This is a genomic window from Kaistia adipata DSM 17808, assembly GCF_000423225.1.
Lineage (GTDB): Bacteria > Pseudomonadota > Alphaproteobacteria > Rhizobiales > Kaistiaceae > Kaistia > Kaistia adipata.
On the sequence record NZ_AUHO01000006.1, the window covers coordinates 476,924 to 502,606 of the forward strand.

General features: G+C 66.0%; 26 protein-coding genes and 1 tRNA gene. 7 read left to right on the plus strand and 20 right to left on the minus strand.

The window, feature by feature from the left end; genetic code table 11:
* Nucleotides 1-84 precede the first annotated feature (84 nt).
* The 7 genes from G539_RS0102525 to G539_RS0102555 all read right to left on the minus strand — a co-directional run bounded on the left by G539_RS0102525 (nt 85) and on the right by G539_RS0102555 (nt 4,943).
* Nucleotides 85-161: transfer RNA gene (locus G539_RS0102525), tRNA-Pro, on the minus strand.
* A gap of 183 nt (nt 162-344) precedes the next feature.
* A complete protein-coding gene (locus G539_RS26490) occupies nt 345-1,190 on the minus strand; it encodes a MerR family transcriptional regulator (RefSeq protein ID WP_029073801.1) in 846 nt (281 codons plus the stop codon).
* A gap of 42 nt (nt 1,191-1,232) precedes the next feature.
* Entirely contained in the window at nt 1,233-1,562 is a 330-nt protein-coding gene (locus G539_RS0102535; protein ID WP_018181779.1) for an integration host factor subunit alpha, read from the minus strand.
* 121 nt (nt 1,563-1,683) lie between these two features.
* Nucleotides 1,684-2,661, minus strand: coding sequence for a beta-ketoacyl-ACP synthase III (locus G539_RS0102540; RefSeq protein WP_029073802.1), 978 nt, complete (start codon nt 2,659-2,661; stop codon nt 1,684-1,686).
* A complete protein-coding gene (plsX, locus tag G539_RS0102545) occupies nt 2,658-3,728 on the minus strand; it encodes a phosphate acyltransferase PlsX (RefSeq protein ID WP_035829872.1) in 1,071 nt (356 codons plus the stop codon). Before plsX ends, G539_RS0102540 begins: the two co-directional genes overlap by 4 nt.
* A 127-nt stretch (nt 3,729-3,855) precedes the next feature.
* Complete coding sequence (locus tag G539_RS0102550; RefSeq protein WP_029073804.1) at nt 3,856-4,392, minus strand: YceD family protein; 537 nt, start codon at nt 4,390-4,392, stop codon at nt 3,856-3,858.
* The gene (locus G539_RS0102555) at nt 4,392-4,943 is read right to left on the minus strand and encodes a ubiquinol-cytochrome C chaperone family protein (protein WP_029073805.1); all 552 of its coding nucleotides are present in this window, start codon (nt 4,941-4,943) and stop codon (nt 4,392-4,394) included. The genes G539_RS0102550 and G539_RS0102555 overlap by 1 nt, the downstream gene beginning before the upstream one ends.
* A 251-nt stretch (nt 4,944-5,194) precedes the next feature.
* Between G539_RS0102555 and G539_RS23470 the strand changes: the two genes are divergently transcribed.
* Nucleotides 5,195-5,626, plus strand: a complete 432-nt coding sequence (locus G539_RS23470; RefSeq protein WP_245576782.1) for an outer membrane protein assembly factor BamE — start codon at nt 5,195-5,197, stop codon at nt 5,624-5,626.
* Nucleotides 5,627-5,710: 84 nt separating this feature from the next.
* Here the strand turns inward: G539_RS23470 and G539_RS0102565 are convergent, their stop codons facing one another.
* The 13 genes from G539_RS0102565 to G539_RS0102625 form a co-directional block, all read right to left on the minus strand.
* Nucleotides 5,711-7,858: a sodium-translocating pyrophosphatase gene (locus G539_RS0102565; protein WP_029073806.1), complete on the minus strand. Its 2,148-nt coding sequence runs from the start codon at nt 7,856-7,858 to the stop codon at nt 5,711-5,713.
* Between the two features lie 136 nt (nt 7,859-7,994).
* Entirely contained in the window at nt 7,995-9,230 is a 1,236-nt protein-coding gene (locus tag G539_RS0102570; RefSeq protein ID WP_029073807.1) for an MFS transporter, read from the minus strand.
* Between the two features lie 68 nt (nt 9,231-9,298).
* Nucleotides 9,299-10,294, minus strand: a complete 996-nt coding sequence (gene thiL / locus G539_RS0102575) for a thiamine-phosphate kinase (protein WP_035829877.1) — start codon at nt 10,292-10,294, stop codon at nt 9,299-9,301.
* 1 nt (nt 10,295) lies between these two features.
* Nucleotides 10,296-10,817: a transcription antitermination factor NusB gene (gene nusB / locus G539_RS0102580; RefSeq protein ID WP_029073809.1), complete on the minus strand. Its 522-nt coding sequence runs from the start codon at nt 10,815-10,817 to the stop codon at nt 10,296-10,298.
* 1 nt (nt 10,818) lies between these two features.
* Entirely contained in the window at nt 10,819-11,271 is a 453-nt protein-coding gene (gene ribH, locus G539_RS0102585) for a 6,7-dimethyl-8-ribityllumazine synthase (protein ID WP_029073810.1), read from the minus strand.
* A 94-nt stretch (nt 11,272-11,365) separates the two neighbouring features.
* Nucleotides 11,366-11,977 carry a riboflavin synthase gene (locus G539_RS0102590; RefSeq protein ID WP_029073811.1) on the minus strand — a complete coding sequence of 204 codons (612 nt, stop codon included), beginning with the start codon at nt 11,975-11,977 and terminating at the stop codon, nt 11,366-11,368.
* Nucleotides 11,978-11,979: 2 nt separating this feature from the next.
* Entirely contained in the window at nt 11,980-13,065 is a 1,086-nt protein-coding gene (gene ribD / locus G539_RS0102595) for a bifunctional diaminohydroxyphosphoribosylaminopyrimidine deaminase/5-amino-6-(5-phosphoribosylamino)uracil reductase RibD (protein WP_029073812.1), read from the minus strand.
* Nucleotides 13,066-13,152: 87 nt separating this feature from the next.
* On the minus strand, nt 13,153-13,632 hold the full coding sequence (gene nrdR / locus G539_RS0102600; RefSeq protein WP_029073813.1) for a transcriptional regulator NrdR: 480 nt from the start codon (nt 13,630-13,632) through the stop codon (nt 13,153-13,155).
* Between the two features lie 12 nt (nt 13,633-13,644).
* Nucleotides 13,645-14,952 (minus strand): serine hydroxymethyltransferase, encoded by a 1,308-nt coding sequence (gene glyA, locus G539_RS0102605; protein ID WP_035830216.1) that lies wholly within the window; start codon nt 14,950-14,952, stop codon nt 13,645-13,647.
* Nucleotides 14,953-15,129: 177 nt separating this feature from the next.
* Complete coding sequence (locus G539_RS0102610) at nt 15,130-16,380, minus strand: L,D-transpeptidase family protein (RefSeq protein WP_035829882.1); 1,251 nt, start codon at nt 16,378-16,380, stop codon at nt 15,130-15,132.
* Between the two features lie 412 nt (nt 16,381-16,792).
* Nucleotides 16,793-17,305 carry a transcriptional regulator LdtR gene (gene ldtR, locus G539_RS0102615; protein WP_029073816.1) on the minus strand — a complete coding sequence of 171 codons (513 nt, stop codon included), beginning with the start codon at nt 17,303-17,305 and terminating at the stop codon, nt 16,793-16,795.
* A gap of 187 nt (nt 17,306-17,492) precedes the next feature.
* Nucleotides 17,493-17,915 carry a DUF6163 family protein gene (locus tag G539_RS0102620; protein WP_029073817.1) on the minus strand — a complete coding sequence of 141 codons (423 nt, stop codon included), beginning with the start codon at nt 17,913-17,915 and terminating at the stop codon, nt 17,493-17,495.
* Nucleotides 17,912-18,952, minus strand: a complete 1,041-nt coding sequence (locus G539_RS0102625; RefSeq protein WP_029073818.1) for an enoyl-CoA hydratase/isomerase family protein — start codon at nt 18,950-18,952, stop codon at nt 17,912-17,914. The genes G539_RS0102620 and G539_RS0102625 overlap by 4 nt, the downstream gene beginning before the upstream one ends.
* Before the next feature lie 272 nt (nt 18,953-19,224).
* Here G539_RS0102625 and G539_RS0102630 point away from each other — a divergent pair, with 272 nt between their 5' ends.
* The 6 genes from G539_RS0102630 to G539_RS0102655 all read left to right on the plus strand — a co-directional run bounded on the left by G539_RS0102630 (nt 19,225) and on the right by G539_RS0102655 (nt 25,683).
* Nucleotides 19,225-20,517, plus strand: coding sequence for a hemolysin family protein (locus G539_RS0102630; protein ID WP_029073819.1), 1,293 nt, complete (start codon nt 19,225-19,227; stop codon nt 20,515-20,517).
* 94 nt (nt 20,518-20,611) lie between these two features.
* Nucleotides 20,612-21,631 carry a porphobilinogen synthase gene (hemB, locus tag G539_RS23475; RefSeq protein WP_035829885.1) on the plus strand — a complete coding sequence of 340 codons (1,020 nt, stop codon included), beginning with the start codon at nt 20,612-20,614 and terminating at the stop codon, nt 21,629-21,631.
* A 43-nt stretch (nt 21,632-21,674) separates the two neighbouring features.
* On the plus strand, nt 21,675-23,021 hold the full coding sequence (locus G539_RS0102640; RefSeq protein ID WP_029073820.1) for an ABC transporter permease subunit: 1,347 nt from the start codon (nt 21,675-21,677) through the stop codon (nt 23,019-23,021).
* Between the two features lie 14 nt (nt 23,022-23,035).
* On the plus strand, nt 23,036-24,268 hold the full coding sequence (locus G539_RS0102645; protein WP_029073821.1) for a threonine ammonia-lyase: 1,233 nt from the start codon (nt 23,036-23,038) through the stop codon (nt 24,266-24,268).
* Between the two features lie 83 nt (nt 24,269-24,351).
* Nucleotides 24,352-24,852: an RDD family protein gene (locus tag G539_RS0102650; protein WP_029073822.1), complete on the plus strand. Its 501-nt coding sequence runs from the start codon at nt 24,352-24,354 to the stop codon at nt 24,850-24,852.
* A 78-nt stretch (nt 24,853-24,930) separates the two neighbouring features.
* Nucleotides 24,931-25,683, plus strand: a complete 753-nt coding sequence (locus G539_RS0102655) for an arginyltransferase (protein WP_029073823.1) — start codon at nt 24,931-24,933, stop codon at nt 25,681-25,683.

Consider the following 25,683-nt stretch of genomic DNA (forward strand, 5'->3'; position numbering starts at 1 on the left):
GCCCACGGTCACGTCAAAGGAAACGAATCCGGCGCACAGCACCGCTGCGCTGGATGGAACCATCAAGGCTGGAATTAGAATGAGTGGTCGGAACGGCAGGATTTGAACCTGCGACCCCTTGTCCCCCAGACAAGTGCGCTACCAGGCTGCGCTACGCTCCGTCACCAGCGGAAAATCCGCATTTCTTCCCAGAGACTTGGCTCTGGCGTGGCCTTTGCCACGCGGTGCCGATGGGGGTCGGCAACCGATGCGCCGCTGTTAGCATGGTTCGATCGCGCTTGTCACCGGCATTTTGCCGTTCGCGGCGAACCGCGCGCGCATTTCGGTGGATTGCTCAGAACACGCTAGCGCACATTGTCCAGGATGCGCTTGCACTCGAGCAGTTCCATCAAGGTGGCGCGGAGCTGCTCGCGGTCGGAGCCCGACAGCACCTGCCCTCCCCGCTCGTGCGGAGACGGTCTTCCCGGGTCCGCCGGCTGGCGCGGCTGCGCCGCGGGAGCGAATCCTGACGGACCGCCTTCCGGTTCGACGTCGTGTTGGAAATGCGGCGTGGCGGCGGGCGGCTGCCATGACCGCGCGGGAGCGGCCTCCGACCTCGGACGATAGTCCTCGGCCGATGTCTCGAGGTCAGGCGGCGCGACCGGAATGCGCGACGGTCCGTTCGGCGGATCGACGCGACCGTCCGGATAATGGCGGGGCTGACGCTCGACAGCGGCGCGAACGGAGGCTTCAAGGCCGTCATCGGATAGATCCGCAGGAACGCTGAAGCTGGGCTCGCGCCGACCACCCATGCCGATCTCGCCATGCGGCGGTTCGTCGAAATCCTCGCCCGTATCCGGCGGATCGTAGCCCGGATCCTGAAGGATATCGTCGCCGTAGTCCTCGAGCTCGTCGCCTTCGGGCGCCGGATCCAGTCCGATGCCCTGGCCCGCGCCGATGACGTGACGCGCGCCCTGCTCCTTCAGGATGCGCTGGACGCCCTTGATCGTGTAGCCTTCACCATAGAGGAGACGCCGGATGCCCCGCAGCAGGTCGACATCGTCGGGCCGGTAGTAACGCCGACCGCCGCCGCGCTTCATCGGCTTGATCTGCGTGAACCGCGTTTCCCAGAACCGCAGGACGTGCTGTGGCAGGTCGAGTTCCTCGGCCACCTCACTGATCGTCCGGAAGGCATCAGGACCCTTGGACATCAACTCTCACGCTTTGACGCTCGCCTCGGTCGGCTGTGGCGGTCACTCGTCCTCGGATGTATCGTGACCGTTGGGAACGAGCGAGCCATTGATCCTCTGCTTGAGGACATTGCTGGGCTTGAAAACCATCACGCGACGCGGCGCGATGGGAACCTCTTCACCCGTCTTGGGATTGCGCCCTACCCGCTCGCCCTTGGAGCGGACCAGAAACGATCCGAACGACGACAGTTTGACAGATTCGCCCCGGACAATGCACGCACTGATCTCGTCGAGAACCAGTTCGACCAGATCCGCGGACTCCGTCCGCGAAAGACCGACCTTTTGATAAACCGCCTCACAAAGGTCGGCACGCGTCACCGTCTTGCCTGACATGGTCTCGTTTCCCGATGTTCTGCTTGGCGACCAACGACATTTCCCCGCCGGCAAGCCTATTGCCAGAGCGGTGACCGGTCAACGTCCTTGATCCTAAGATGCGGGTATCTCTGGTTTATTCCTACCAGCGCAGCAGAACGGAGCCCCAGGTGAAGCCGCCGCCCATGGCTTCGAGCAACACCAGATCGCCGCGCTTGATGCGCCCGTCGTCGCGCGCGACGGAAAGCGCCAGCGGAATCGACGCCGCGGAAGTGTTGCCATGCGCCGACACGGTGCGAACCACCTTGTCGCTCTCGATGCCGAGCTTCTTGGCGCTGCCATCGATGATGCGAAGGTTCGCCTGGTGCGGCACGAACCAGTCGACGTCAGCGGCCTCGTAGCCCGTGGCGCGGAACGCATCCTCGATCACGTCGGTGATCATGCCCACCGCATGCTTGAAGACCTCGCGGCCCTCCATGCGCAGATGGCCGACCGTGCCCGTCGAGGACGGGCCGCCGTCGACATAGAGTTTGTCGCGATGCCGGCCGTCTGACCGGAGGTGCGTCGTCAGCACGCCGCGGTCCTCGCGCGTGCCATCCTGCACCGAGGCGCCGAGAATGACCGCGCCGGCACCGTCGCCAAAGAGCACGCAGGTGGTGCGGTCGGTCCAGTCGAGGATGCGGGAGAAGGTCTCGGCGCCGATGACCAGGATGCGCTTCGCCTGGCTCGCCCGGATGAAGGCATCGGCCGTCGACAGCGCGAAGACGAAACCCGAGCAGACGGCCTGCATGTCGAAGGCGGCGCCATGCTCCATGCCGAGCTTGCGCTGCACCGTGACGGCGGTCGCCGGGAAGGTATCGTCCGGCGTCGCGGTGGCGACGATGATCATGTCGATCTCGCCGATGCTCAGGCCCGCGTCGGCGAGCGCGACCTTCGCCGCGGCGGTCGCCAGATCGGACGTCAGCTCACCCTCGGCCGCGATATGGCGCTCCCGAATGCCCGTCCGCTGGACGATCCAGTCGTCCGAGGTCTCGACCATCTCCGCGAGCTGGGCATTGGTGAGGGTCTTCTCGGGCAGATAGCTGCCGCAGCCAAGGACGACCGAACGGATGAAACTCACATCACACCTTCATCGACGATCTCGGCGACGCCCCGCGCGAAGCCGGCGCGGTGATAGTCGGCGAGATCCTGATTGATCTTCGACAGGAAGTCGTTCTTGGCCATGCTGTAGCCGACTTCGATGGCATTGGCGAAGCCGACGCCATCGGTTCCGCCATGGCTCTTGATCACAATGCCGTTGAGCCCGAGCAGAACGGCGCCATTGGACGCGCGCGGATCGAGCTTCTGACGGAGCTGCTGGAAGGCGCCTTTGGCGAACAGGTAGCCGATCTTGCCCATCAGCGTCCGGCTCATCGCGTCGCGCAGATGCGCGGCGATCTGGCGCGCCGTGCCCTCTGCCGTCTTCAGCGCGATGTTGCCGGCGAACGCCTCGGTGACCACCACGTCGACCGTGCCCTTGCCGATATCGTCGCCCTCGACGAAGCCCATGTAGCGCAGCCGCTTGAGATCGGCCTCGCGCAGGAGCTGGCCCGCGACGCGGACCTCCTCGAGACCCTTCATCTCCTCGACGCCGATATTGAGCAGGCCGACGGTCGGCTTCTCGATGTCCAGGATGGCGCGCGCCATGGCGCCGCCCATCATGGCGAAATCGATCAGTTGCTGCGCATCCGCGTTGATGGTGGCGCCGACGTCGAGAACGATGCTCTCACCGCGCAAGGTCGGCCAGATCGCCGCAAGAGCCGGGCGCTCAATTCCGGCCATGGTGCGCAGGCAGAACTTGGACATCGCCATCAGCGCGCCGGTATTGCCGGCCGAGAGCGCGGCGTCCGCCTCACCCTTCTTGACCGCCTCGAGGGCGCGCCACATCGACGATTTCCAGCGGCCCTTGCGCAGGGCTTGGCTGGGCTTGTCGTCCATCTGGACGGTCACGTCGCAATGCGTGAACGTCGAGACAGCCTTGACCCTGGGATACGATTCGAGGAGCGGCAGAACCGCCTTCTCCTCGCCAAAAAGCTGGTAGCGCAGCTCAGGACGACGGACGAGGGCAATGTCCGCCCCCGCGAGCACTGTCGCGGGGCCATTGTCGCCGCCCATCGCGTCGATCGCTATCTTTATCGCTTGAACCATTCCGCCCCTGTTCGACGCGGCCGCTCAGAGCGAAGGCCCGGCGACGACGGCGCTGGAAAATAACTATACCGGCCGGTGAGGCAACACTCTTTCAATGCCCATGTGGCCGATTCATGGCCCTTCGCTATCATTTGTCGCGCAGTTTAGAAAGCGCGGCAAATGGCGAGGTCGGTTTATCAACGTCCTCTTCGGCCAATCCGTCGAGGGTGGCGCCCGGCGCCCGCGGATAGGGATCGAGCGCCAGGGCGAACTGTTCCGTCAGGATGGCGCCGAGGTCGATGACGCCGCCCTCGAGCGGCTCCGGCGGGTCCTCTTCGTCGTAGACGACGATGACTTCGGCCTCGGCCACGGTCTTCGGATCCGCCGCGATGACATCGGCCGGCAGGAAGCTCAGCGAGAAACGCTGGTCCATGTGCGACGGCACCGGCTGGAGCGTGACGACGCAGGCCTGCGCGAGATCGGCCTTCAACCGGCCATCGACCTTGACGCCGTGCTGCCCCCAGGGTTCGATGGTGAGATCGGCCTCGAAGCTCGTCAGATCCAGAAGGTCGAATGCCTTCTTGAGTGCCTGCAACTCGGCGGCGTCGGCCGTGACATGCCGGGTCTGTGCGGTGCTGCCGAGATGTGAGACATCGAAGCTGCGGGTGAAGGTTTCTTGGGTCATCATGCTGCCGCGGGCGAGGAGGGAAGTTTCGAATAAGCGAGTTCGGCGGAGAGGATCTCGTCGAGCGACTGCGCGGCGAGCGATGCAACGGATGATTCGGCATAGAGCGCGAGTTGCTCCGCCGCCCCTTCCGGCGCACCCTCGGGAAACACGTTGCGCTCGATCGCCGCGACGAGCGCCGCGTGATCGCCGGCCGTCAGCGCCTCGTCATAGGCACGGACACGACCGAAGAACACCTCGGCCATCTTCTTCAGCTTTTTCGGGACCGTGAGGTCGCCGACGCCCATCTCGCGCAGCGTGCCGTCCATGTCCTTCAGGAAGATGTCGAACACCTCCTGGCCGATCGCGCGATTCTGTTCCGTCTCCGTCTTCAGGCGATGGAAAAGCAGGAATCCGTGCAGCACCACCATGTCGTAGCGGCCATCAAGCGTGTCGGAAACACCGAACTCCGTGTAGAGCGCGGGTTGCCTCGCCTGTGCCACGATGGCGCCGTAAAGCGAATATGCTATGGCCTCGTTCCTGCGGTTTCGATTGAACAGGCGGCGGAACATTCGACCGGTCTCCAGATAAGGTTGGTCAGCGCGAACACGCAGGCAGCAGTGCTCCTGCCTGAAATGGTGCCGCTTGCTGTCCATGCAAGGACGATTGCCACGAGCCCTAGCGCAGGCTAGGGAGATTGCCAACCCAGTGACTGGGCGAGGAGAATGGAATGGAGTTCGGCATGAGAGATCGGCGCTTGGCATGCAGCCCAATCGTTCGGCGCGCCAGTGTCGGCATGCTGGCCGCGCTCGCAATTGTTTCGATGGCAGGTTGCAGCAAGGTCACCGGCGATGGCGGGCTGGGCGGCCTGAACGAGACCTATAATTCCGGCTATGTCCCTCCGCCCAACGCCGTCGAGCAGGTTCCCATCGGCGCCAGCCGCGACCAGGTGCAGATCGTGCTCGGCTCGCCGTCGACGACCGCCGAGTATGATGGCGAGGTCTATTACTACATCAGCCAGACGCGGAAGCGGCCGGTCGCCTTCATGAACCGCAAGGTCGTCGACCAGAAGATCCTGGCCATCTATTTCAACAAGAAGAACGAAGTCGACAAGGTTGCCAACTACGGCATCCAGGACGGCAAGATCTTCGACTATGTCTCGCAGACAACGCCGACGGGCGGCAAGGATCAGGGCTTCCTCGAGCAGGTCCTGACCGGCACGGTCGGCATGGGCACCAATCCGTTCGGCTCCTGAGTCGGCAGCCGATAGCGTGAATCAGAAGGCCCTCCCGGCGGCATGCCGGGAGGGCCTTCTTCTTTGGGCTCGTTAGGCTCGCGCCTACTGAGCCAGCACCGCGAGCAGCAGCAGCGCGACGATGTTGGTGATCTTGATCGCCGGATTGACGGCCGGACCGGCCGTATCCTTGTAGGGGTCGCCGACGGTGTCGCCGGTCACCGATGCCTTGTGCGCGTCGGAGCCCTTGTGATGGGTCTGGCCGCTGGCGTCGGTGAACCCGTCCTCGAACGACTTCTTGGCGTTGTCCCAGGCGCCGCCGCCCGAGGTCATCGAAATCGCCACGAAGAGGCCGGTGACGATGACGCCAAGCAGCATGGCGCCAACGGCCGAGAAGGCCTCGCTCTTGCCCGCGATCCAGTAGATCAGGAAATAGACGACGATCGGCGCCAGCACCGGCAGCAGCGACGGAACCACCATCTCCTTGATCGCCGCCTTCGTCAGGATGTCGACGGCCCGGCCATAGTCCGGCTTGTCGGTGCCCTGCATGATTCCTGGCTTCTCGCGGAACTGCCGCCGCACCTCCTCGACGATCGAGCCTGCCGCCCGTCCGACGGCGGTCATGGTGATGCCGCCGAAGAGGTAGGGAATGAGGCCGCCGAGCAGAAGTCCGACCACGACATAGGGATTGGAGAGGGTGAAATCGGGTACGACGCCCTTGAAGTACTGGAATGCCGTCGCCCCTTCCTTGTTCGCCTCCGCGATGAAGTGGGTGAGGTCATAGTTGTAGGCAGCGAACAGGACGAGCGCGCCGAGGCCGGCCGAACCGATCGCATAGCCCTTGGTGACCGCCTTGGTCGTGTTGCCGACTGCGTCCAGCGCGTCGGTCGACTTGCGGACTTCCTTGGGCAGGCCCGCCATCTCGGCAATGCCGCCGGCGTTGTCCGTCACCGGGCCGAAGGCGTCGAGCGCCACCACCATGCCGGCGAGGCCGAGCATCGTCGAAACCGCCACCGCCGTGCCGAACAGGCCGGCGAGCGCGTAGGTCGAGATAATGCCCACCACGATGACGAGGGTCGGCAGGGCGGTCGCCTCGAGCGAGACGGCCAAGCCCTGGATCACGTTGGTACCGTGGCCGGTGACTGAAGCCTGGGAAATCGACCGGACGGGCCGATAGCCGATGCCGGTGTAGTACTCGGTGATCCAGACGATCAGCCCGGTCACGACGAGGCCGATGACGCCGCAGAAGAAGAGGCTCGTCCCGGTGATCGCGGTGCCGGCCACGGTTCCGATCTCACCCCAGCCAATCAGCAGCTGCGTCGCGACCGCGAGGCCCACCACCGACAGGACCGCCGAGGCGATGAAGCCCTTGTAGAGGGCCCCCATGATCGACTGGTTGGCGCCGAGCTTGACGAAGAACGTGCCGGCGATCGAGGTCAGGATGCAGGCCGCGCCGATGCCGAGCGGATAGAGCATGATGCTGCCGAAGGCCGGCGACGCCGCGAAGAAGATCGCCGCCAGCACCATGGTCGCCACCACGGTCACGACATAGGTTTCGAACAGGTCGGCCGCCATGCCGGCGCAATCGCCGACATTGTCGCCGACGTTGTCGGCGATGGTGGCCGGGTTGCGCGGGTCATCCTCGGGAATGCCCGCCTCGACCTTGCCGACCAGGTCGCCGCCGACGTCGGCGCCCTTGGTGAAGATGCCGCCGCCGAGACGCGCGAAGATCGAGATCAGCGACGCGCCGAAGCCAAGCGCCACGAGCGCGTTGACGACGACGCGATCCTCCGGCGAGAAGCCGACGAAATGCGTCAGGATCAGGTAGTAGCCGGCGACGCCGAGCAGGGCGAGGCCCGCCACGAGCATGCCGGTGATGGCACCCGACTTGAACGCGATCTCGAGGCCCTCCCCCAGGCTCTTGGTCGCCGCCTGCGCGGTGCGCACATTGGCGCGGACCGACACGTTCATGCCGATGAAGCCGGCGAGCCCCGAAAGGATGGCACCGATGGCAAAGCCGATCGCGACCGCGAGCGACAGGAGCCAGGCGACGATGACGAAGATGACCACGCCGACGATGGCGATGGTGGTGTATTGCCGCTTGAGATAGGCACTAGCGCCCTCTCGTACCGCCGCGGCGATTTCCTGCATGCGCGCGGTGCCCGCATCGGCCGCGAGGACCGACCGCGTCGCCCATACGCCATAGGCGAGCGCAAGCAACGCACATAGAATTATGAGATAGATCACGTCCACATTCCTCCTCTGGCCGGCCTTGTGTTACGGCCGCCCGAGGACGCCGCGCCGGCTGAACCGTGCGGCGGGAAAGAGCAACGTTCCTCCCAGCAATTCCCCCCCGTCAGGACGAGTTGAGAACGGCTTTACGCGCGGGTCAAGCCTCCTCCCCGCGCGGGCTCCGGCGCATCAGGAAGGCCCATGCGAGCGCCAGCAGGGCGACGATGACGACGGGGAAGACGATCATGTTGATGAACGCCCAGCCGGGCCCGCCGATCAGCTTGCCGGAGAGCAGGGACGCGACAGCCGCCGCCCCTAAGACGAGGAAATCATTGAGACCCTGCACCCTGCCCCGCTCCTCGGGACGATAGGTGTCGCCCAGCATGGCGGTGGCGCCGATGAAGGCCAGGTTCCAGCCGAGGCCGAGCAGGATCAGCGTGATCCAGAAATGCGCCAGCGAAAGACCGGAGAGCCCGACAAGCGCGCAACCCGTCAGCAGAGCCAGACCCGCGATGACGATTCGTTCCTTGCCGAATCGAACAATCAGCCGCCCTGTGAAGAAGCTCGGTCCGAACATCGCCAGCACGTGCCACTGGATGCCGAGCGCGGCGTCGCTCTGGCTGAGCCCGCATCCGACCATGGCGAGCGGCGCCGCCGTCATCACGAGCGTCATCATCGCATAGGCGGCGATGCCGCAGATCACCGCCGCGATGAAGCGGGGCTGGCGCGCGATGACGCCGAGCGGCCGCCCCTTCGCCGCCTGCTGATCCGTCTCGACCGGACGGGGCGGCGCGACGTCGCGCACGAGGCTGGCGATCACAAGCCCGAGGCAGCCGAGCCCGGCGGCCGCCAGGAAGGTGCCCGCGAAGGCGATCGGGCTCAGCCAGCCATTCGTCAGGATGACCGTCTGCGGACCGATGATGGCCGAGAAGATTCCGCCTGCCATGACGAGCGACATCGCCTTGGTGCGCACCGGCAGGCTGCCGGCGTCGATCGCGGCAAAGCGATATTGCTGGTTGAAGGCGCCGGACATGCCGATGAGGAACAGCGAGACGGCGAACAGCCAGAACAGCCCCTGCATGAGCGCGAAGGCGGCCAGAAGGCCGCCCGCAATCGCCGGCGCCGCGCCGACAACGAAACCCTTTCGGCGACCGATACGGCTCATCAGGATCGCCGCGGGGATCGTGGTCAGCGCCGATCCGACCGTCGACGCGGTCACCGGCAGCGTCGCAAGCGACTTGTCGGGACCAAGCAGGTAGGCGCCCGCCAGGCCGCCCAGCGTCACGGCGATCGGCAGGATCGAGCCGTTGATCGCGTTGGCCGACATCAGCACGACGGCGTTGCGCCGTACCTGCCGGTCGAGTTCGAACGAGTTCTCGCTGTCCAAGATCATCCTCCTGCGGCCGGCCAGACTCGGCGATCCGCATGCAGAGGCATGGTTAGCAGAAAAATTTGCTCCGATCAGAAGTGATCGTGGGAAGCACGACCCAGCGCGACCGGTTTCCCGTCGAGGCCCAGCACCACTGGCGCTCCCTCCCCCGCCACGATGCGACCAATGACCGTCACCGGTATGCCGGCCTCGCGCGCGGCCGCCTCGTAGCCATCCAGGGCTTCGGGCGGCAGCGTCACCAGGATCTCGTAGTCGTCGCCGCCGGTCAGGACGGTCGCGAGAGCCGCCGGATCGGTTTCGAGGACGGAACGGGCAGCGCTCGAAAGCGGGAGCCGGGCCGCCTCGACGATGGCCGAGACACCCGACGTGCGCGTGACGTGGCCAAGATCGCCGACGAGACCATCGGAAATGTCGAGCGAGGCATGCGCGAAGTCCCGCACCGCTTCGGCGAGGCCGAGTCGCGGCCGGGGATGCAGATAGCGGTCGAGCAGATGCTCCGCCTCTCCGCCTGCGGCCTCGGCGGCGAGCGTTCCCAGGCGAAGGCGCAGGCCGAGCGCCGCGTCGCCGATCGTGCCCGAGACGACGATGAGGTCGCCTGCCCGCGCCCCTGCGCGTCGCACGATGGTCCCGCTCGGCACCTGTCCGATTGCCGTCACCGACAGCATCAGTCCATCCGGCGACTTGACGGTATCGCCGCCAAGCAGCGGAATGCCGTAGCGCTTCTGATCCTCGGCCAGTCCGGCCGAGAACTCGGCCATCCAGTCCTCGGTCCAGTCGGCCGGCAGCGCCAGCCCCAGCAGATAGCCGACAGGCGTGGCGCCCTTGGCCGCCAAGTCGGAGAGGTTGACGCGCAGCGCCTTCCGCGCGATCGAGGCCGGCGGATCCTGCGCGAAGAAATGAACCCCGGCCGCGACCATGTCCTTGGTGAAGACGAGGTCGAAGCCCGGCTCGGGGCTCAGCGACGCGGCATCGTCCGTGAGACCGAACGCACCGGGATCATCCGCCAATGGCCGCAGATAGCGGGCGATCATCCCGAACTCGCCGGGCCGTTCACGCCGCTCCGCCATGTCAGTCCTTATCGCCGGTCGGCGCCGAGCCGAACTCCTCGCTGCGCAGCCTGCGGGCGATCGTGTCCAGCACGCCGTTGACGACGCGCGGCTCGTCACCGCCGGAGAAGAAGGCGCTGGCGATATCGACATACTCCGTGATGACGACCTTGGCCGGAACGTCGCGACGCCCCATCAGCTCGTAGGCGCCACAACGCAGGATCGCGCGCAGGGTCACGTCGATGCGCTTCAGCGGCCAGTCGGCCGCCAGCGAGACGTGAATCGCCGGATCGAGATTGCGCTGCTCGCGCACCACGCCGGCGATGATGTCGCGGAAGAAAGCCGCGTCGGCGTCGCGATACTGCTCGCCATCGAGTTCCTTGCCGAGGCGGAAATTCTCGAACTCGGCGACGACTTCGGTCAGCGAGGCACCGCCGACGTCGAGCTGGTAGAGGGCCTGCACGGCCGCGAGGCGGGCCGCTCCGCGCTGGTTGGCGGGACGGAACGTTCGCGCTGACGGAGGCGCTTTGTCGGTAGCGGCCATCTCAGAGACCGAACTTGTTGCGAAGCGCGATCATGGCGAGCGCGGCCTCCGCGGCGGCGCCGCCCTTGTTCTTCTCGCTGACGCGAGCGCGCGCATAAGCCTGCGCGTCGTTCTCGACGGTGAGGATGCCGTTGCCGATCGCCAACGATTCGATGACGGCCATGTCCATGATCGCGCGCGCCGACTCGTTCGCGACGATGTCGTAATGCGAGGTCTCGCCGCGGATCACGCAGCCGAGCACGACGAAGCCGTCATAGTTGACCTCGTCCTCGTCCATCGCCGCGAGCGCCATGGAGAGCGCGGCGGGAATCTCCAGCACGCCCGGCACCGAGATCCGCTCGTAGGTCGCGCCGGCGGCCTCGATGGCGCCCTTGGCGCCGTTGAAGAGCTCGTCCGAGATGTCCTCGTAGAAGCGTGCGTCGATGACGAGAAGATGGGGCGCCGTGTCGGACATGGTGAAGCTCTCTCTTTGACCGGTCACCCGATCGGATTGGGCGGCAGGTGAACCATGCGGCCCAGGTGGTGTAAAGGGAAAAGAACGCCGCAGCTTACGCGGCTTCGGTCAGCCGTGCCACATAGCGCGCCATCTGGTCGACTTCGAGGTGGATACGGTCTCCCACCTTGCGCGCGCCCCAGGTCGTGATGCCCTCAGCCAGGGTGTGCGGGATCAGCAGGACCGAAAACCGGTCGCCTTCGACCCAGTTCACCGTCAGCGACGTGCCGTCGAGCGCGACCGAGCCCTTGGTGGCGATGAACCGCGAGAGGCTTTTCGGCGCCTCGAACACGAAGCGGGTCGTCTCGCCGAGGTCCTCGCGACTGACGACCGTCGCGAGACCATCGACATGACCGGACACCATGTGCCCTCCGAGCTCGTCGCCGATCTTGAGGGCGCGCTCGAGGTTGATTGCCGTGCCGGCCTGCCAGTTGCCGACTTCCGTGAGAGCCAGCGTCTCGGGCGCCGCCTCGACGTCGAAGCGCGTGCGGCCGTCGGGCTGCGGATCGAGCGCGATGACCGTCAGGCAGACGCCGGCGCAGGCGATCGATGCGCCGATGGCGATCGTTTCGGCGTCATAGCGGCTGTCGATCGTGATCTTGTTGACGTCGTTGCGACGCTCCACCGCCGTGACCTTGCCGACGTCGGTGATGATGCCCGTGAACATGCTCAGACTGACCTTTCGTAACGAACCATGCGGTCCTCGCCGAGGCGCGCTTCCTCGACGCGACGGAATCGCGGACTGCGCTCGATCGCGGACAGGGCCCCGCCGGCGAGTGCCCGCACGCCGTCCGGCCCGACCACGACCGGCGCGTGAAACAGAACCACCTCGTCAAGCAGGCCGCGATGCAGCAGCGACGCGGCGACCTTGGCGCCGCCCTCGACGAGAAGGCGTGTCACGCCCCGTTCCGCCAGGACGCGCAGCGCCGCCTCGATGTCGACGCCGCCCGAACCCGTCCCGACTGTCAGGACGTCGACACCGCAGGCGAGAAGCTTCTCGCGGTTGACGAGGGGCGCTTCCGTCGCGGAGACCACCCAGAGCGCGGTGTCTCCGGCGCCCTTGACCAAGGAAGATGCTGGCGACAGACGCGCTTGCGTATCCAGCACGATGCGAATGGGTGAATGCGCCCGAAGCCCGGGAACCCGGACGGTGAGGCTTGGGTCGTCGACGAGCGCGGTGCCGATGCCGATCAGGGTCGCGTCGGCCTCGATGCGCATGGTCTGCAGGCGCGCGAAGGCCTCGCGCCCCGAAACCAGCATCCGCTCGCCCGTCACCCGGCCGATCATGCCATCGGCCGAAACGGCGAGTTTCAGCGTCACATGCGGCCGTCCCTTCGCCAGGACGGTGACATGGCCCGCGTGCTGGCGTCGCGCCTCGTCGCCCAGCACGCCGTTCGTAACGGTGATGCCCGCGTCGCGCAGCAGGGCGTGTCCCCGCCCCTGCAGGCGCGGATCCGGATTGTCCATGGCGCTCACGACACGCGCAACGCCGGCTGCGATCAGCGCCAGGGCCGATTCCGGCGAGGGCTCCATCGTGGTGAACACGGTCGCGCTGCGGGCTTCGTCCTTCGCCGACTGGAGGGCGACCAACTCCGCATGCGGCGAACCGCCCACGGCCGTCACGCCCCGTCCGAGGACGATCGGCCCGTCGACGGTGTCGCGAACGACGAGCGTTCCGACGGAGGGAGCCGGCGCGGTCGAGCCGAGATTGCGTCGACCATAGCGCAGGGCGACCGCCATCAGACGACGGTCCATCTCCGAATCGACGCTCGCAGTCGGTGCTGTCGCCATCCGAACCCCCGCAGATCCGGTGACGCGGCGCGGAAACGCCGCGTCACGACTTCAATCGCGTGTGTCGACCTCGGCCACGTCCTGAGCCGAAAGCTCATCGAGCACGGTCGAGAAGTCCTTGGCCTCGCGGAAGTTTCGATAGACGGAAGCAAAGCGGACATAGGCCACGTCATCGAGCCCCTTCAGGGCCTCCATGACGTACACGCCGATCTGCTCGGCGTTGATCTCGCTCTCGCCGCTGCTTTCGAGCTGGCGCACGACCCCGTTGACCATCCGCTCGACGCGGTCGGGATCGACCGGGCGCTTGCGCAGCGCGACCTGGACCGACCGCATCAGCTTGTCCCGATCGAAGGGAACCCGCCGTCCGCTCTTCTTCACGACGGTCAACTCGCGCAACTGGATGCGCTCGAAAGTCGTGAACCGACCGCCACAATCCGCACAGACCCGACGCCGCCGGATGGACGTATTGTCCTCCGACGGGCGGGAGTCCTTCACCTGCGTATCATCGCTGCCGCAATAGGGACAACGCATGGCCTGTTCCGATCAGGAATAAATCGGGAAGCGCGCGGTCAGCGCGTGGACGCGTTCCTTGACCGAGGCCTCGACGAGCGGGGCCGAGCCGTCTTCCGACTGCGAAACCGCGCTCAGGACCTCGGCGATCAGGCGGCCGACCTCCTGGAACTCCGCGACACCGAAACCGCGCGTCGTGGCGGCCGGCGTACCGAGGCGGATGCCGGACGTGACGAAGGGCTTCTCCGGATCATACGGAATGCCGTTCTTGTTGCAGGTCAGGCCGGCGCGGACGAGCGCCTTCTCCGACACGTTGCCCTTCACCTGCTTGGGACGCAGGTCGACGAGCATCAGGTGGTTGTCGGTGCCGCCAGAAACGATGTCGAAGCCGGTGCTCTTGAGGGTTTCCGCAAGCGCGCGAGCATTTTCGACGACGTTATTCGCGTACAGCTTGAAGTCGGGGCGCAGCGCCTCGGCAAAGGCAACCGCCTTGGCCGCGATCACGTGCATCAGCGGACCGCCCTGCAGGCCGGGGAACACGGCCGAGTTGATCTTCTTGGCGATCGCCTCGTCATTGGTCAGGATCATGCCGCCGCGCGGGCCGCGCAGCGACTTGTGCGTCGTCGTCGTGACGACATGCGCATGCGGCAGCGGTGACGGATGCGCGCCACCGGCGACGAGACCGGCGAAGTGCGCCATGTCGACCATCAGGTAGGCGCCGACCGAATCCGCGATCTCGCGGAAACGCTTGAAATCCCAGATGCGGGAATAGGCGGTGCCGCCGGCGATGATCAGCTTCGGCTTCTTCTCCTCGGCGATGCGCTGGATCTCTTCATAGTCGAGGAGCTGGTCCTCGCGACGCACGCCATACGGCGCCACGTTGAACCACTTGCCCGACATGTTGACCTGCGAGCCGTGGGTCAGGTGACCGCCCGCGGCGAGGTCGAGGCCCATGAAGGTGTCGCCCGGCTGCAGCAGCGCGAGGAAGACGGCCTGGTTCATCTGGCTGCCGGAATTCGGCTGGACGTTGACGAACTCGCAGCCGAACAGCTTCTTGGCGCGCTCGATGGCGAGCGTCTCGACGATGTCGACGAACTCGCAGCCGCCGTAATAGCGCTTGCCCGGATAGCCCTCCGCATACTTGTTCGTCAGCACCGAACCCTGCGCCTCGAGCACAGCGCGCGAAACGATGTTCTCCGATGCGATCAATTCGATTTCATGCTGCTGGCGACCGAGCTCCTTGCCGATGGCATCGGCGATTTCCGGATCGGCCTCGGCGAGGGTCCGGTTGAAGAAGGCGGAAGTCGAGGAAAGGCTGTCGGCGCGATCCGTCAGAGACATGGGGCGGTCCATCCTGTTGTCGGCACCGGATCGAGCCAGAGAGTCGGCGCGTCCGGAACTCGGGCCACGTACCATATGTGGGGGTAGAGGCCAAGAAAAAGGGCCTCATCGGCCCTTCGATCACGGGGCCGTCCGGGAAAACTGCCCCCGAACGGCCATTTTCAAACCGGCCGCCGCCTATTGCAGCGCCAGCTGGCCGATCCCGTCGCGATTGTAGATGTCATCGCGGAAATGGGTAACGCCGTCGTCCATCGCCCAGGCGCTGATATATTGCAGGTAGAGCGGCACTTCGGGCTTCGGGTTCACATGAACCTGCTCGCCCGACTTGAAGATCTGGTCGATCCGCTCGCGCGGGAAGTCGGGATTGTCGCGCAGCAGCCAGCCAATGACCTGGCGGATGTTCTGCACGCGGATGCAACCGGAGGAGTCAAACCGCTCGACGCGACCGAAGATGTCCTTCTGCGGCGTGTCGTGCATGTAGACCTGCTCGTCGTTGTGGAACGAGATGCGCACGCTGCCGAGCGAATTGAAATCGCCCGGATCCTGCCGGAACAGATAGCCCTTGGTCGCCTGGTCGGTGTTCCAGTCGATCGACTCGGGTGGCACCTCGACGCCGGCCGAATCGTAGATGCGAATCTGCTTCTTGGTCAGATAGTCGGGCGACTTCTGCATCAGCGGGATGAGGTCCTTGCGGATGATCGACGCAGGAACCGTCCAATAGGGGTTGAAGCTGACGCGATAGATCTTGGTCGCCAGGATCGGCGTCGGACGATCGACCTTGCCGACGACGGCGGTGTGGCGCGAGATGACCCGGCCGCCCTCCACCACCTCGATCGCGGCGGCTGGAATGTTGATCATCACGTAGCGATCGCCGAGGAAGCCCGACATCGAGCGCAGGCGAACCAGGTTGGTCTGCAGCTGCGCGAGACGGACCGCCGCCGGCACGTTCATCATGTTGATGGTCGAGGGACCCGCGACGCCATCGGCCGGCAGGCCGTGGCGAGCCTGGAAACGACGCAGCGCCGCATCGACATAGGAATCGAATGTCTGCGAATTGCCAGCGCCGGCCGCCAGGTCACCCGTCACCGTCAGGCGCTGGCGCAGGATAACAACGTTCGGATCCTTGTTGCCGAGGCTGAGCTTCTTGTCGCCGGGAACCACGGGCCAGCCGCCGCGCGCGACGATGTCCGTGTAGTTCTGGATGGCGTATTCGGTCGTGGTCGCCGTGTCCGGCGACAGGATCGGGGCAGAGGTCCGAACCGAAGCCGCGCCGCTCGAGGCGGCGTCGAAACCGTCGGACCAGTCGTTGCTCCGATTCTGCAGAACCTGGTTGATCGGATCCGCATCCTGGGCGAGCGCCGAAAGCGGCAGCGCGACCGAAGCGGCCATGGCGCCGGCGATCGAACGCAGGGCGCCGCGACGGGTCATCGCCGGTGCCGGGAGGAGGAAAGTCTTCTTTGATCCGCTCATGACACTACTTCTGGAAGCTCGCTGTAGATGGGCACAACGAAACCGTCGCCGCCCGGATTGTCCCTGCGGCTGGCACGCGCCGCGAACCCGTAATCGAACTGCTGGCAGGCCCGGCCCGCGACATCGGCAACCGCACGACGTAACGGACACGCAACTCCGGCGCGTGGAAAACACAAACGTCCCCGACTGGCAACATAGCTGAGCCGGCATGTTTCGTTTCCACGCCAGTATGGCGCTTTGATGTCGCACCCCTGCGCAGCACTCGTCGCAAGATTGAGGCCATCATGGTTACCGGACTCTTTCTCCAGCATGACGGCAAACAAAAACCCCGGCCTCGGGCCGGGGTTTTTCAGAGAACCGTTACCACCGATCAGAGGCGGTAGAGGATCTGGTCGGTCCAGAAGCGATCGAGCCGCTGCATGGCGCGGTTGAGCATCTGGAAGTCGTCGGCGGCGATACCGCCCACCTGCTCGATGGACTTCATGTGGCGCTCGTAGACGCCCGCCACGATGCTGGCGATTTCCTGGCCCTGCTCGGTCAGGCTGACCCGCACCGAGCGCCGGTCCATCCGCGAACGCTGGTGATGGATGAAGCCCATCTCGACCAGCTTCTTGAGATTGTAGGAGACGTTCGAACCCAGATAGTAGCCGCGGCTGCGAAGCTCGCCGGCGGTCAGCTCGGCGTCGCCGATGTTGAACAGAAGCAGCGCCTGGACGCTGTTGACGTCGGACCGGCCGGAGCGCTCGAACTCGTCCTTGATGACATCGAGCAGGCGGCGATGCAGCCTTTCCACCAGCGTCAGCGCTTCCATGTAAAGCGGCTTCAGATCCGGCGTATTGTTCTGCTGGATGACTGGTTCAACTGCTCGCGACGCGCTGATCATCTTTCCGGCCTCTCTGTTGCGTGGCAAGTATTCCTCTCGCCTGATGAGACCGGACCTTAGAGCGACCATTTGAATATGATCTTAAATATCACGCTTAACGCAGGCTTACCCGGGTCGACCTGCCGCAAACCGGCGCTTATCGTTAAAAAAGCTGCTACGCCGCCGGGAAGCGGCGCGCAGACGACCGTCAAGCCGAGGCGGCTTCGTGCCGCTTGCTCATGACCAGGAGCGCGACGAAGACGAGCAGCGTTATGATGTGGAAGGCGACGATGAGCAGGTCCAGGCCAAAGGTCTCGGCAAACACCGTGTGCATGGCGATTTCGAACAGCGCCACGTAGATCCAGATCACATTGCCCCAGGCGACGCGCATCCAGAGCCCGACGGCCGCGACGAGGTCGACGACCGCGAGCTGAATAGTCACCGCCCGCCAGGGCGTCGACATCGTCTCGAAGCTCCAGCCCGGATCCTGGAAGACGCCGGCGATATAGAGCCAGTGCCGCAGCCCCAGCAGCAGAAGCATCGCCGCAACGCCGCGAAGATAGATCGTCAGCGCCAGATCGTAGGGATTGTCGGGCTCGCTCGGGAGCTGGGTGACTTCATTGTCGATCATGGTAGCGGCAGATCTCCTTCGGGCGGCACCACGAAGTGCCTATCGACGGCCTCGGGGTCAACATCCGCGAGTGTCGCCGGTTTCCAGACCGGCGCCTGATCCTTGTCGATCAGCACCGCGCGCACGCCTTCATAAAAGTCATGCCCGTCCAGAATTGCACAGGCAATCCGCCAGTCCAGCCGGATGCAGTCCTCGAAGGAAAGCGCCCGCGCGGCGCGAATCTGCCGCAGGGCGACGCGCAGGCTGGTCGGCGACTTCGCCCGGATGGCCTCCGCGATCCGCCGCGCCCATTCGGCATTCGCTCCCGCCAGCGCCTCAAGGCGAGTGACGATCGATTCGACGGAACCGGTCGCGAAGAGGGCGTCGATGTCGCCTCGCAGACCGGGCAACGTCTCCGGCTCCACGACCTCGGCATGCTCCGCCAGCACGGCGTCGACATCGCTCGTCTCGGCGAGATGCGCGACGATAGCGTCGAAGCGCGCCGCCGGAACGGCGTGGGTCGCGATGCCCGACAAGATCGCATCACCGCGGCGAAGCCGCGCCGCCGCGAGCGCGCAATAGACGCCGGTTTCGCCCGGCATGCGCGCGAGGAAGAAGCTCGATCCGACATCGGGAAAGAAGCCGATGCCCGTCTCGGGCATGGCGAACACGGCGTTCTCGGCGAAGGCGCGATGCGAGCCGTGAACCGCAATCCCCGCGCCTCCCCCCATGATGTAGCCGTCGACCAGGGCGACATAGGGTTTCGGAAACGCCTTGATGGCGGCGTTGAGTCGATACTCGTCGTGAAAGAAGGCCTTCTGTTCCGGAGCCCCCCTGCCCGCCTCGCAGACGGCGCGGATATCGCCGCCGGCACAGAAGGCCCGCCCCTCGCCCCGAACGATCACGACACGGATCGCCGGGTCGTCGTGCCACTCCGCGAGCGTCGTCGCCAATGCGGACACCATCCCATGCGACAGGGCGTTCAGCGCGCCCGGACGACTGAGGGTGGCAATGCCCGCATGTCCCTGACGCTCGAAACGGATCTCGGGCTCGGCCATAATCGTCTCCGCCATGATGCCGCCGACAGTAAGCGGTGGCCGCGGCGCGACAAGCGCGATCGGCCGTCGTCCCCACCTGATTGCCTGCCGGAAGGAACCATCATCTCTCCGCTGGCGGGAACCCGCCGGCTTCGGTATGATCGCCCGCATGTCGACAGCAGCAGCGAAGCAGCATTCCGGGGCAGGGCCGCGTGGCCGTGCCTGCCGGCTTCATTTACGTGGCCGGTCCGTCATGATGCCTCCCCCGATGATCGCCACCCGCTAGACGATCCATGCCCTGGCAAGACATCCTGATCATCGCTGTGTTGATCATGTTCAACGGCTTCTTCGCGCTGTCGGAGATTGCCGTTGTCTCCTCGCGCCCGGCCCGGTTGCAACTGTTGGCCAGCGAAGGCGCCCGCGGCGCGACCGCCGCCCTGCGGCTTGCCGAGGACCCGACCGGATTCCTCTCCGCCGTCCAGATCGGCATCACCCTGGTCGCCATTCTCTCCGGCGCCTATGGCGAAGCGGCGTTGGCCACCCCGCTAAACGACTTCCTGCTCGGGCAGTTTCCCAGCCTCGGCAACAAGGCCTCGACGATCTCCACGGTCGTCGTGGTGGTCGGGCTCGCCTATTGCTCGCTCATCATGGGCGAACTCGTGCCGAAGCGCCTCGCGCTGACCAATCCCGAGCGTCTCGCCTGCTTCGTCGCCGGCCCCGTGGGAGTTCTCGCCCGCGTCGCCTTGCCGATCGTCTGGTTCCTGCGTCTTTCCACTGAGACCGTCCTGCGCGTGCTCGGCCAGAAGGACAAGGACGACCGGTCGGTGACCGAGGAGGAGGTCAAGACGATGATCGCCGAGGGCACCGAGGCCGGTGTGTTCCATCAGGCCGAGCGGGAGATGATCGAGGCGGTGATCCGCGTCGCCGATCGTTCGGTCCGCTCGATCATGGTGGCGCGGCCGGATGTGGTGTGGCTCGACATAGAGGACCCGCCAGCCGATATCCGCGACGCCGTCATCCATTCCGGCCATTCGCGCTTCCCGGTCAGCCGCGACGAGATCGACGCCGTGATCGGCATCGTCCACGCCAAGGATCTGCTGGAGCAGATCTACAGCGGCCAGACGGTCGACCTCGCTCCGGTCATCCGCGAACCGCTCTATGTCGACGAGCGCATGCCGATCCTCAAGGTGCTCGACCGCTTCAAGTCGTCGAACGTGCACATGGCCATCGTGCTGGACGAATATGGGAGCTTCCAGGGCGTGGTCACACCGATGGATATCCTGATCGCCATCGCCGGCGACATGCCGGAACATGAAGGCGATGAACTTCCGGAGGCCGTCCAGCGCGCCGATGGGTCCTGGCTGATCGACGGCAGCGCCGCCATCGACACGGTGGAACGGACGCTGGCGCTGAAGGCGCTGGGCAGCGATGGCGACTTCGCTACCCTCGCCGGCTTCATGCTGCACCACCTCGGCCACATCCCGGTGCCCGGCGAGTTCTTCCACCACGAGGGCTGGATCTTCGAAGTGGTTGACCTCGACGGCCGCCGGATCGACAAGGTTCTCGCCCGCAAGGGCGACTCCTAGCCCGCTCGCCTACCCGAAGGCGCGACAGCGCTGCGCTTGCCGCTGGAACTTCTGGTGGTAACGTCCGGCCGTCACGCCGCTCAAGGAACCGAAGATGACTCGCCAGCTTCCCACCCCGCCCGACATGAATGCGATCCTGGGCGGCCGCCGCCTGCGTCGCAACCGCAAGGCGGACTGGTCGCGACGGCTGGTGCGCGAGACCGTGCTGACGGTCAGTGACCTGATCTGGCCGATCTTCCTGATCGAGGGCACGAACGTCCGCCAGGATGTTGCCTCGATGCCGGGCGTCCAGCGTCTTTCGGTCGATCAGGCCGTCGTCGAGGCGGAAAAGGCCGCCGCGCTCGGGATCCCGGCGATCGCTCTCTTCCCCTTCACCGATCCCGCGCTCCGCGATCCGGTCGGCAGCGAATCCGTCAATCCCCAGAACCTGGTCTGCCGGGCGCTGCGCGCCATCAAGGCGGCGGTTCCGGAGGTTGGCCTGATCGCCGACGTGGCGCTCGACCCCTATACCAGCCACGGCCATGACGGCGTCATGGACGGCGACCGCATTCTGAACGACGAAAGCGTCGCACTGCTCGTCCGGCAGGCGCTCGCCCAGGCCGAGGCCGGCGCCGACGTCATCGCGCCGTCGGACATGATGGACGGCCGCGTCGCCGCCATTCGCGAGGTCCTCGACGAGGCCGGCTTCCTGGACGTGCAGATCATGGCCTACTCGGCCAAGTACGCGTCGGCCTTCTATGGCCCGTTCCGCGACGCGATCGGCACCTCGAAGACCCTGGTCGGCGACAAGCGCACCTACCAGATGGACTTCGCCAACACCGACGAGGCGCTGCGCGAGGTGGAGCTCGACATCCAGGAGGGCGCCGACATGATCATGGTCAAGCCCGGCCTGCCCTATCTCGACGTGGTGCAGCGGGTGAAGGAGACCTTCGCCATGCCGACCTTCGCCTACCAGGTGTCGGGTGAATACGCGATGCTGCAGGCGGCCGCGCGCAATGGCTGGATCGACGGCGACCGCGCCTTCCTCGAGAGCCTCTGGGCCTTCAAGCGAGCCGGCGCGGACGGCATCCTCACCTACTTCGCGCCGCTCGTCGCGCCGCTCCTCCCCCGTTGATCGGAGCGCGCCGATGATGGGGGCCGCGAGACCGGCCGCAATCATGGCGCTCCTCTTCTGCGTGGCCACGCTGCTGGCCGCGTGCAGTTCCGTCGACCGCCAGCAGGCGCGTGTCTGCGTGGCGGTCGCCACCGCCGTCGCCCCGGCCGGCCAGAAGGTTTCCGTCCAGTCGGTGATCCCGCTCGAGGGCGTGAGCCACGCCGTCCGCGTGAACTACACTGTTCCGGACATGCACCTGCCCCTCTATGTGGACTGCGCCTTCAGCGGCGGTCCGCTCGAGATGGGGCGAAGCGAGGTGATCGGGGTGCGGGGCTATTCCGGCGCCCTCTCCGAGCGCGAGCTTCTGACGCTGCACCGCTGGTTCCTTGGCCAGGACGACGCCGTCTCGCGCGCCATCGCGGAGACCGACTGGAGGTCGCCCAGCATCGAGGTTTCCTCGATCTCCCTCCCGAAGCCGATCGGCTTCGCGCTGCAGCAGATCCTCAATATTCTCAATCTGGCGGCTCTCTATGCGCCGCTGGCCCTCGCCTTCGCCCTCATCTATGGCCTGATCCGGCGGATCCACATGGCGTTCGGCCAAATCGCCATCATCGGCGGCTATGGCGCGATCATCGGCCTGGTCATCGTCGCCAGCATGCCCTCCCTCGGGCTAGCGGCCTCGGTCGGCATCGTGCTCGCCCTGGCCGGGGGGCTCGCCGCGCTCTGGGGCTGGCTCGTCGGTCGGACCGTCGTCCAGCCGCTGTCGTCGGGGCCCGACCGCGCCTTCATCATCGCCACCATCGGCCTCGGCATCGCCCTCTCCGAAATGCTGCGGCTGACGCAAGGGGCGCGGGAAATCTGGGTGCAGCCGATTCTGGACACGCCGATCATCCTGACGCAGGGGCCATTTCCGGTCGTGATCACCGAGATGCGCCTGCTGGTCATCGTCGCCGCCCTGGTGATCATCCCCGCCGTTCTCGCGCTAATGCGCCATTCCGCCTTCGGGCGCGCCTGGCGGGCCGTCGCGGACGACGGCGTGATGGCGCGCCTGAACGGCATCGACCCAGCCGCCATCACGGGCCTGACGCTTCTGCTCGCCTCGGCGCTCGCCGCCGGCGGCGGCGCCGTCCTCGCGCTCAGCTACGGCACCATCAGCTACTCCATGGGATTGATGGTCGGCCTGAAGGCGCTTCTCGCCAGCCTCATCGGCGGCGCCGGCTCGCTGCTCGGCGCGGCACTCGGTGGCCTCCTGATTGCGATGGTCGAAATCCTCTGGACGGCCTATTTCGATTCCAGTTCGCGTGACATCGTCGTGCTCGTCCTTTTGACCTTGCTCTTCCTGTTGCGTCCGAACGGGCTTATCGGTCGTGGCAGCGCGATCGAGGAAGGGCGGGCCGTCCGCCTGTTCTAGACACCGGAGCCGCCATGCCCGATCCCAAGCTTCCGTCCATCCCGACCCTGCAGGACATTCGCGACGCGGCGAGCCAGATCGACGGCGTCCTGATCCGCACGCCGTTTCTGCCGGCGCCGCGTCTCTCCCGCCTGACCGGCGCCGAGGTCCACGTCAAATACGAGAACCTGCAGGTGACCTCGTCCTTCAAGGAACGCGGAGCGCTGGTGAAGCTGCTGTCGCTGTCGCCGGAGGAGCGCCGGCGCGGCGTCGTGGCGATGTCGGCCGGAAACCACGCGCAGGCCGTCGCCTATCATGCGCAGCGCCTCGGCATTCCGGCCACCATCGTCATGCCGAAGACGACGCCGTTCGTGAAGGTCGAGGCCACGCGGGACTTCGGGGCGCGCGTCGTCGTCGAGGGCGAGACGCTGGCCATCTGCCAGGCGCTGGCAGGCGCCATCGCCGACGAGACGGGCGCGGTATGGGTCCATCCCTATGACGACCCGCATGTGATCCGCGGACAGGGCACGGTCGCGCTCGAGATGTTCGAGGACGGCCCGCCGCTGGACTGCCTGCTCGTGCCGGTCGGCGGCGGCGGCCTCATCGGCGGCATAGCCATCGCCACCAAGGCGCTCGCCCCCCAGACCGAGATCATCGGCGTGGAGACGGAACTCTACCCGTCCATGCGCGCGGCGCTCGATGGCGTCGAGGGCGTCTGCGGGGGCAACTCGCTCGCCGAGGGCATCGCGGTCAAGAATGTCGGCACCCTGACGCTGGAAATTGCGCGTCGCTTCGTCGACGACGTCGTGCTGGTGCCGGAAGCGGCGATCGAGCGCGCCGTCAATGCCTACCTGACCCTGCAGAAGACCATGGCGGAAGGGGCTGGCGCGGCGGGCCTGGCGGCCATGCTCGATAATCCCAGGCACTTCCGCGGCCGGCGCGTCGGGCTCGTGCTCTGCGGCGGGAACATCGATCCAAGGCTCGCGGCCTCGATCATGGTCCGCGACCTGGCGCGTTCCGAGCGGATCATCGCCGTGCGCGTCATCATCCCCGACCAGCCCGGTGTCCTCGCCGACATCGCCGCGACCATCGGGACGTGTGGCGGCAACATCCTGGAGGTGTTCCACCATCGGAACCTGCTCACCGTTCCGGCCAAGGGCGCCAGCGTCGACGTGACGATCGAGACCCACGGGCCGGAGCATGCCGGCGAGATCGTCACGGCACTCGCGACGCGCGGCTATACCGTCGAACGGATGGCGCCGCCCTGACCAGGCAGGCATGGATCCCGCATTCTTGTAGGATCGGGAATCCTTTCCCATCTGATTCACAAGTCACTCAACCAGGAACTTCCATGACGCACTATGATGACGCCTATCGTGCCGCCGGTCAGGTATTCGACCCGGTGCGGGAGCCCGAGCTCTTCGACGGCGTGCTGACGAAGCGTTTCTTCGCGTTCATCGTCGACGCGATCCTGATCGGCTTCTTCCTGCTGCTGGCGTCGGTCGTCATCCTGGCGATGGGCGTGGTCACGCTCGGCGTCGCCTGGTTCCTGTTCGCGCTGCCGCTCTTCGCGATCGTCGCCCTGCTCTATGTCGCCCTGACGCTGGGCGGCCCCAAGGCGGCGACGCCAGGGATGCGGCTTGCCGGCGTCACCATTCGCTCGACGGATGGCGAGCGCATTGGCGCCATCATCGCCTCGGCGCATGCGCTGCTCTTCTGGTTCTCCGTCTCGATCCTGACGCCGCTCGTGCTTCTGGTCGGGCTGTTCTCGAACCGCAAGCGCCTGCTGCACGACATGCTGCTCGGCACCGTGATCATGAATGTCGACCCGCTGGCCCGCACCCGGCGCTGATCGCGCGCATTTCATACTTGGCTTCGACGGACAACGTATTATCGTCCGTCGAAGCATATCGTCCGGGCCCTTCGCGCCATGACCCAGCACTCCACTGAAACGCCGCAGTTCTTCCTGACGGCGCCATCTCCCTGCCCCTACCTCCCCGGTCAGATGGAACGGAAGGTGTTCACGCACCTGGTTGGCGAGAAGGCTTCCGCGCTCAACGAGATCCTGACCCAGGGCGGCTTCCGGCGCAGCCAAAACATCGCCTACCGGCCGGCCTGCGAGGCCTGCAAGGCGTGCGTGTCCGTGCGCGTTCCCGTGGAGGGCTTCGCCATGACGAAGAGCTTCCGGCGCGTCCTCGACAAGAACCAGGACCTGGTCGGCACCCGGGTCGACGCCGCTCCCACCTCGGAACAGTACTCGCTGTTCCGCGCCTATCTCGACGCTCGCCATGCCCAGGGCGGCATGGCCGACATGACCGTGCTCGACTACGCGATGATGGTCGAGGACACGCATGTCGACACGATGCTGGTCGAGTATCGCTTCCGCGGACCGGACACGGCGCTGACCGGCCAGGGCGAGGGTCCGCTCATCGCCACGGCGCTGACCGACCTGCTCTCCGACGGCCTGTCGATGGTCTATTCGTTCTACGAGCCGGACTACACCGACCGCTCGCTCGGTACGCTGATGATCCTCGACCACATCCGCCGCGCGCGGCGGATGGGGCTGCCCTACGTCTATCTCGGCTACTGGGTCGAGGGATCGCGCAAGATGGCCTACAAGGCCCGATTCAAGCCGCAGGAGCATCTCGGGCCGCGCGGCTGGGAACCGGCGGCCCAAGAGTAA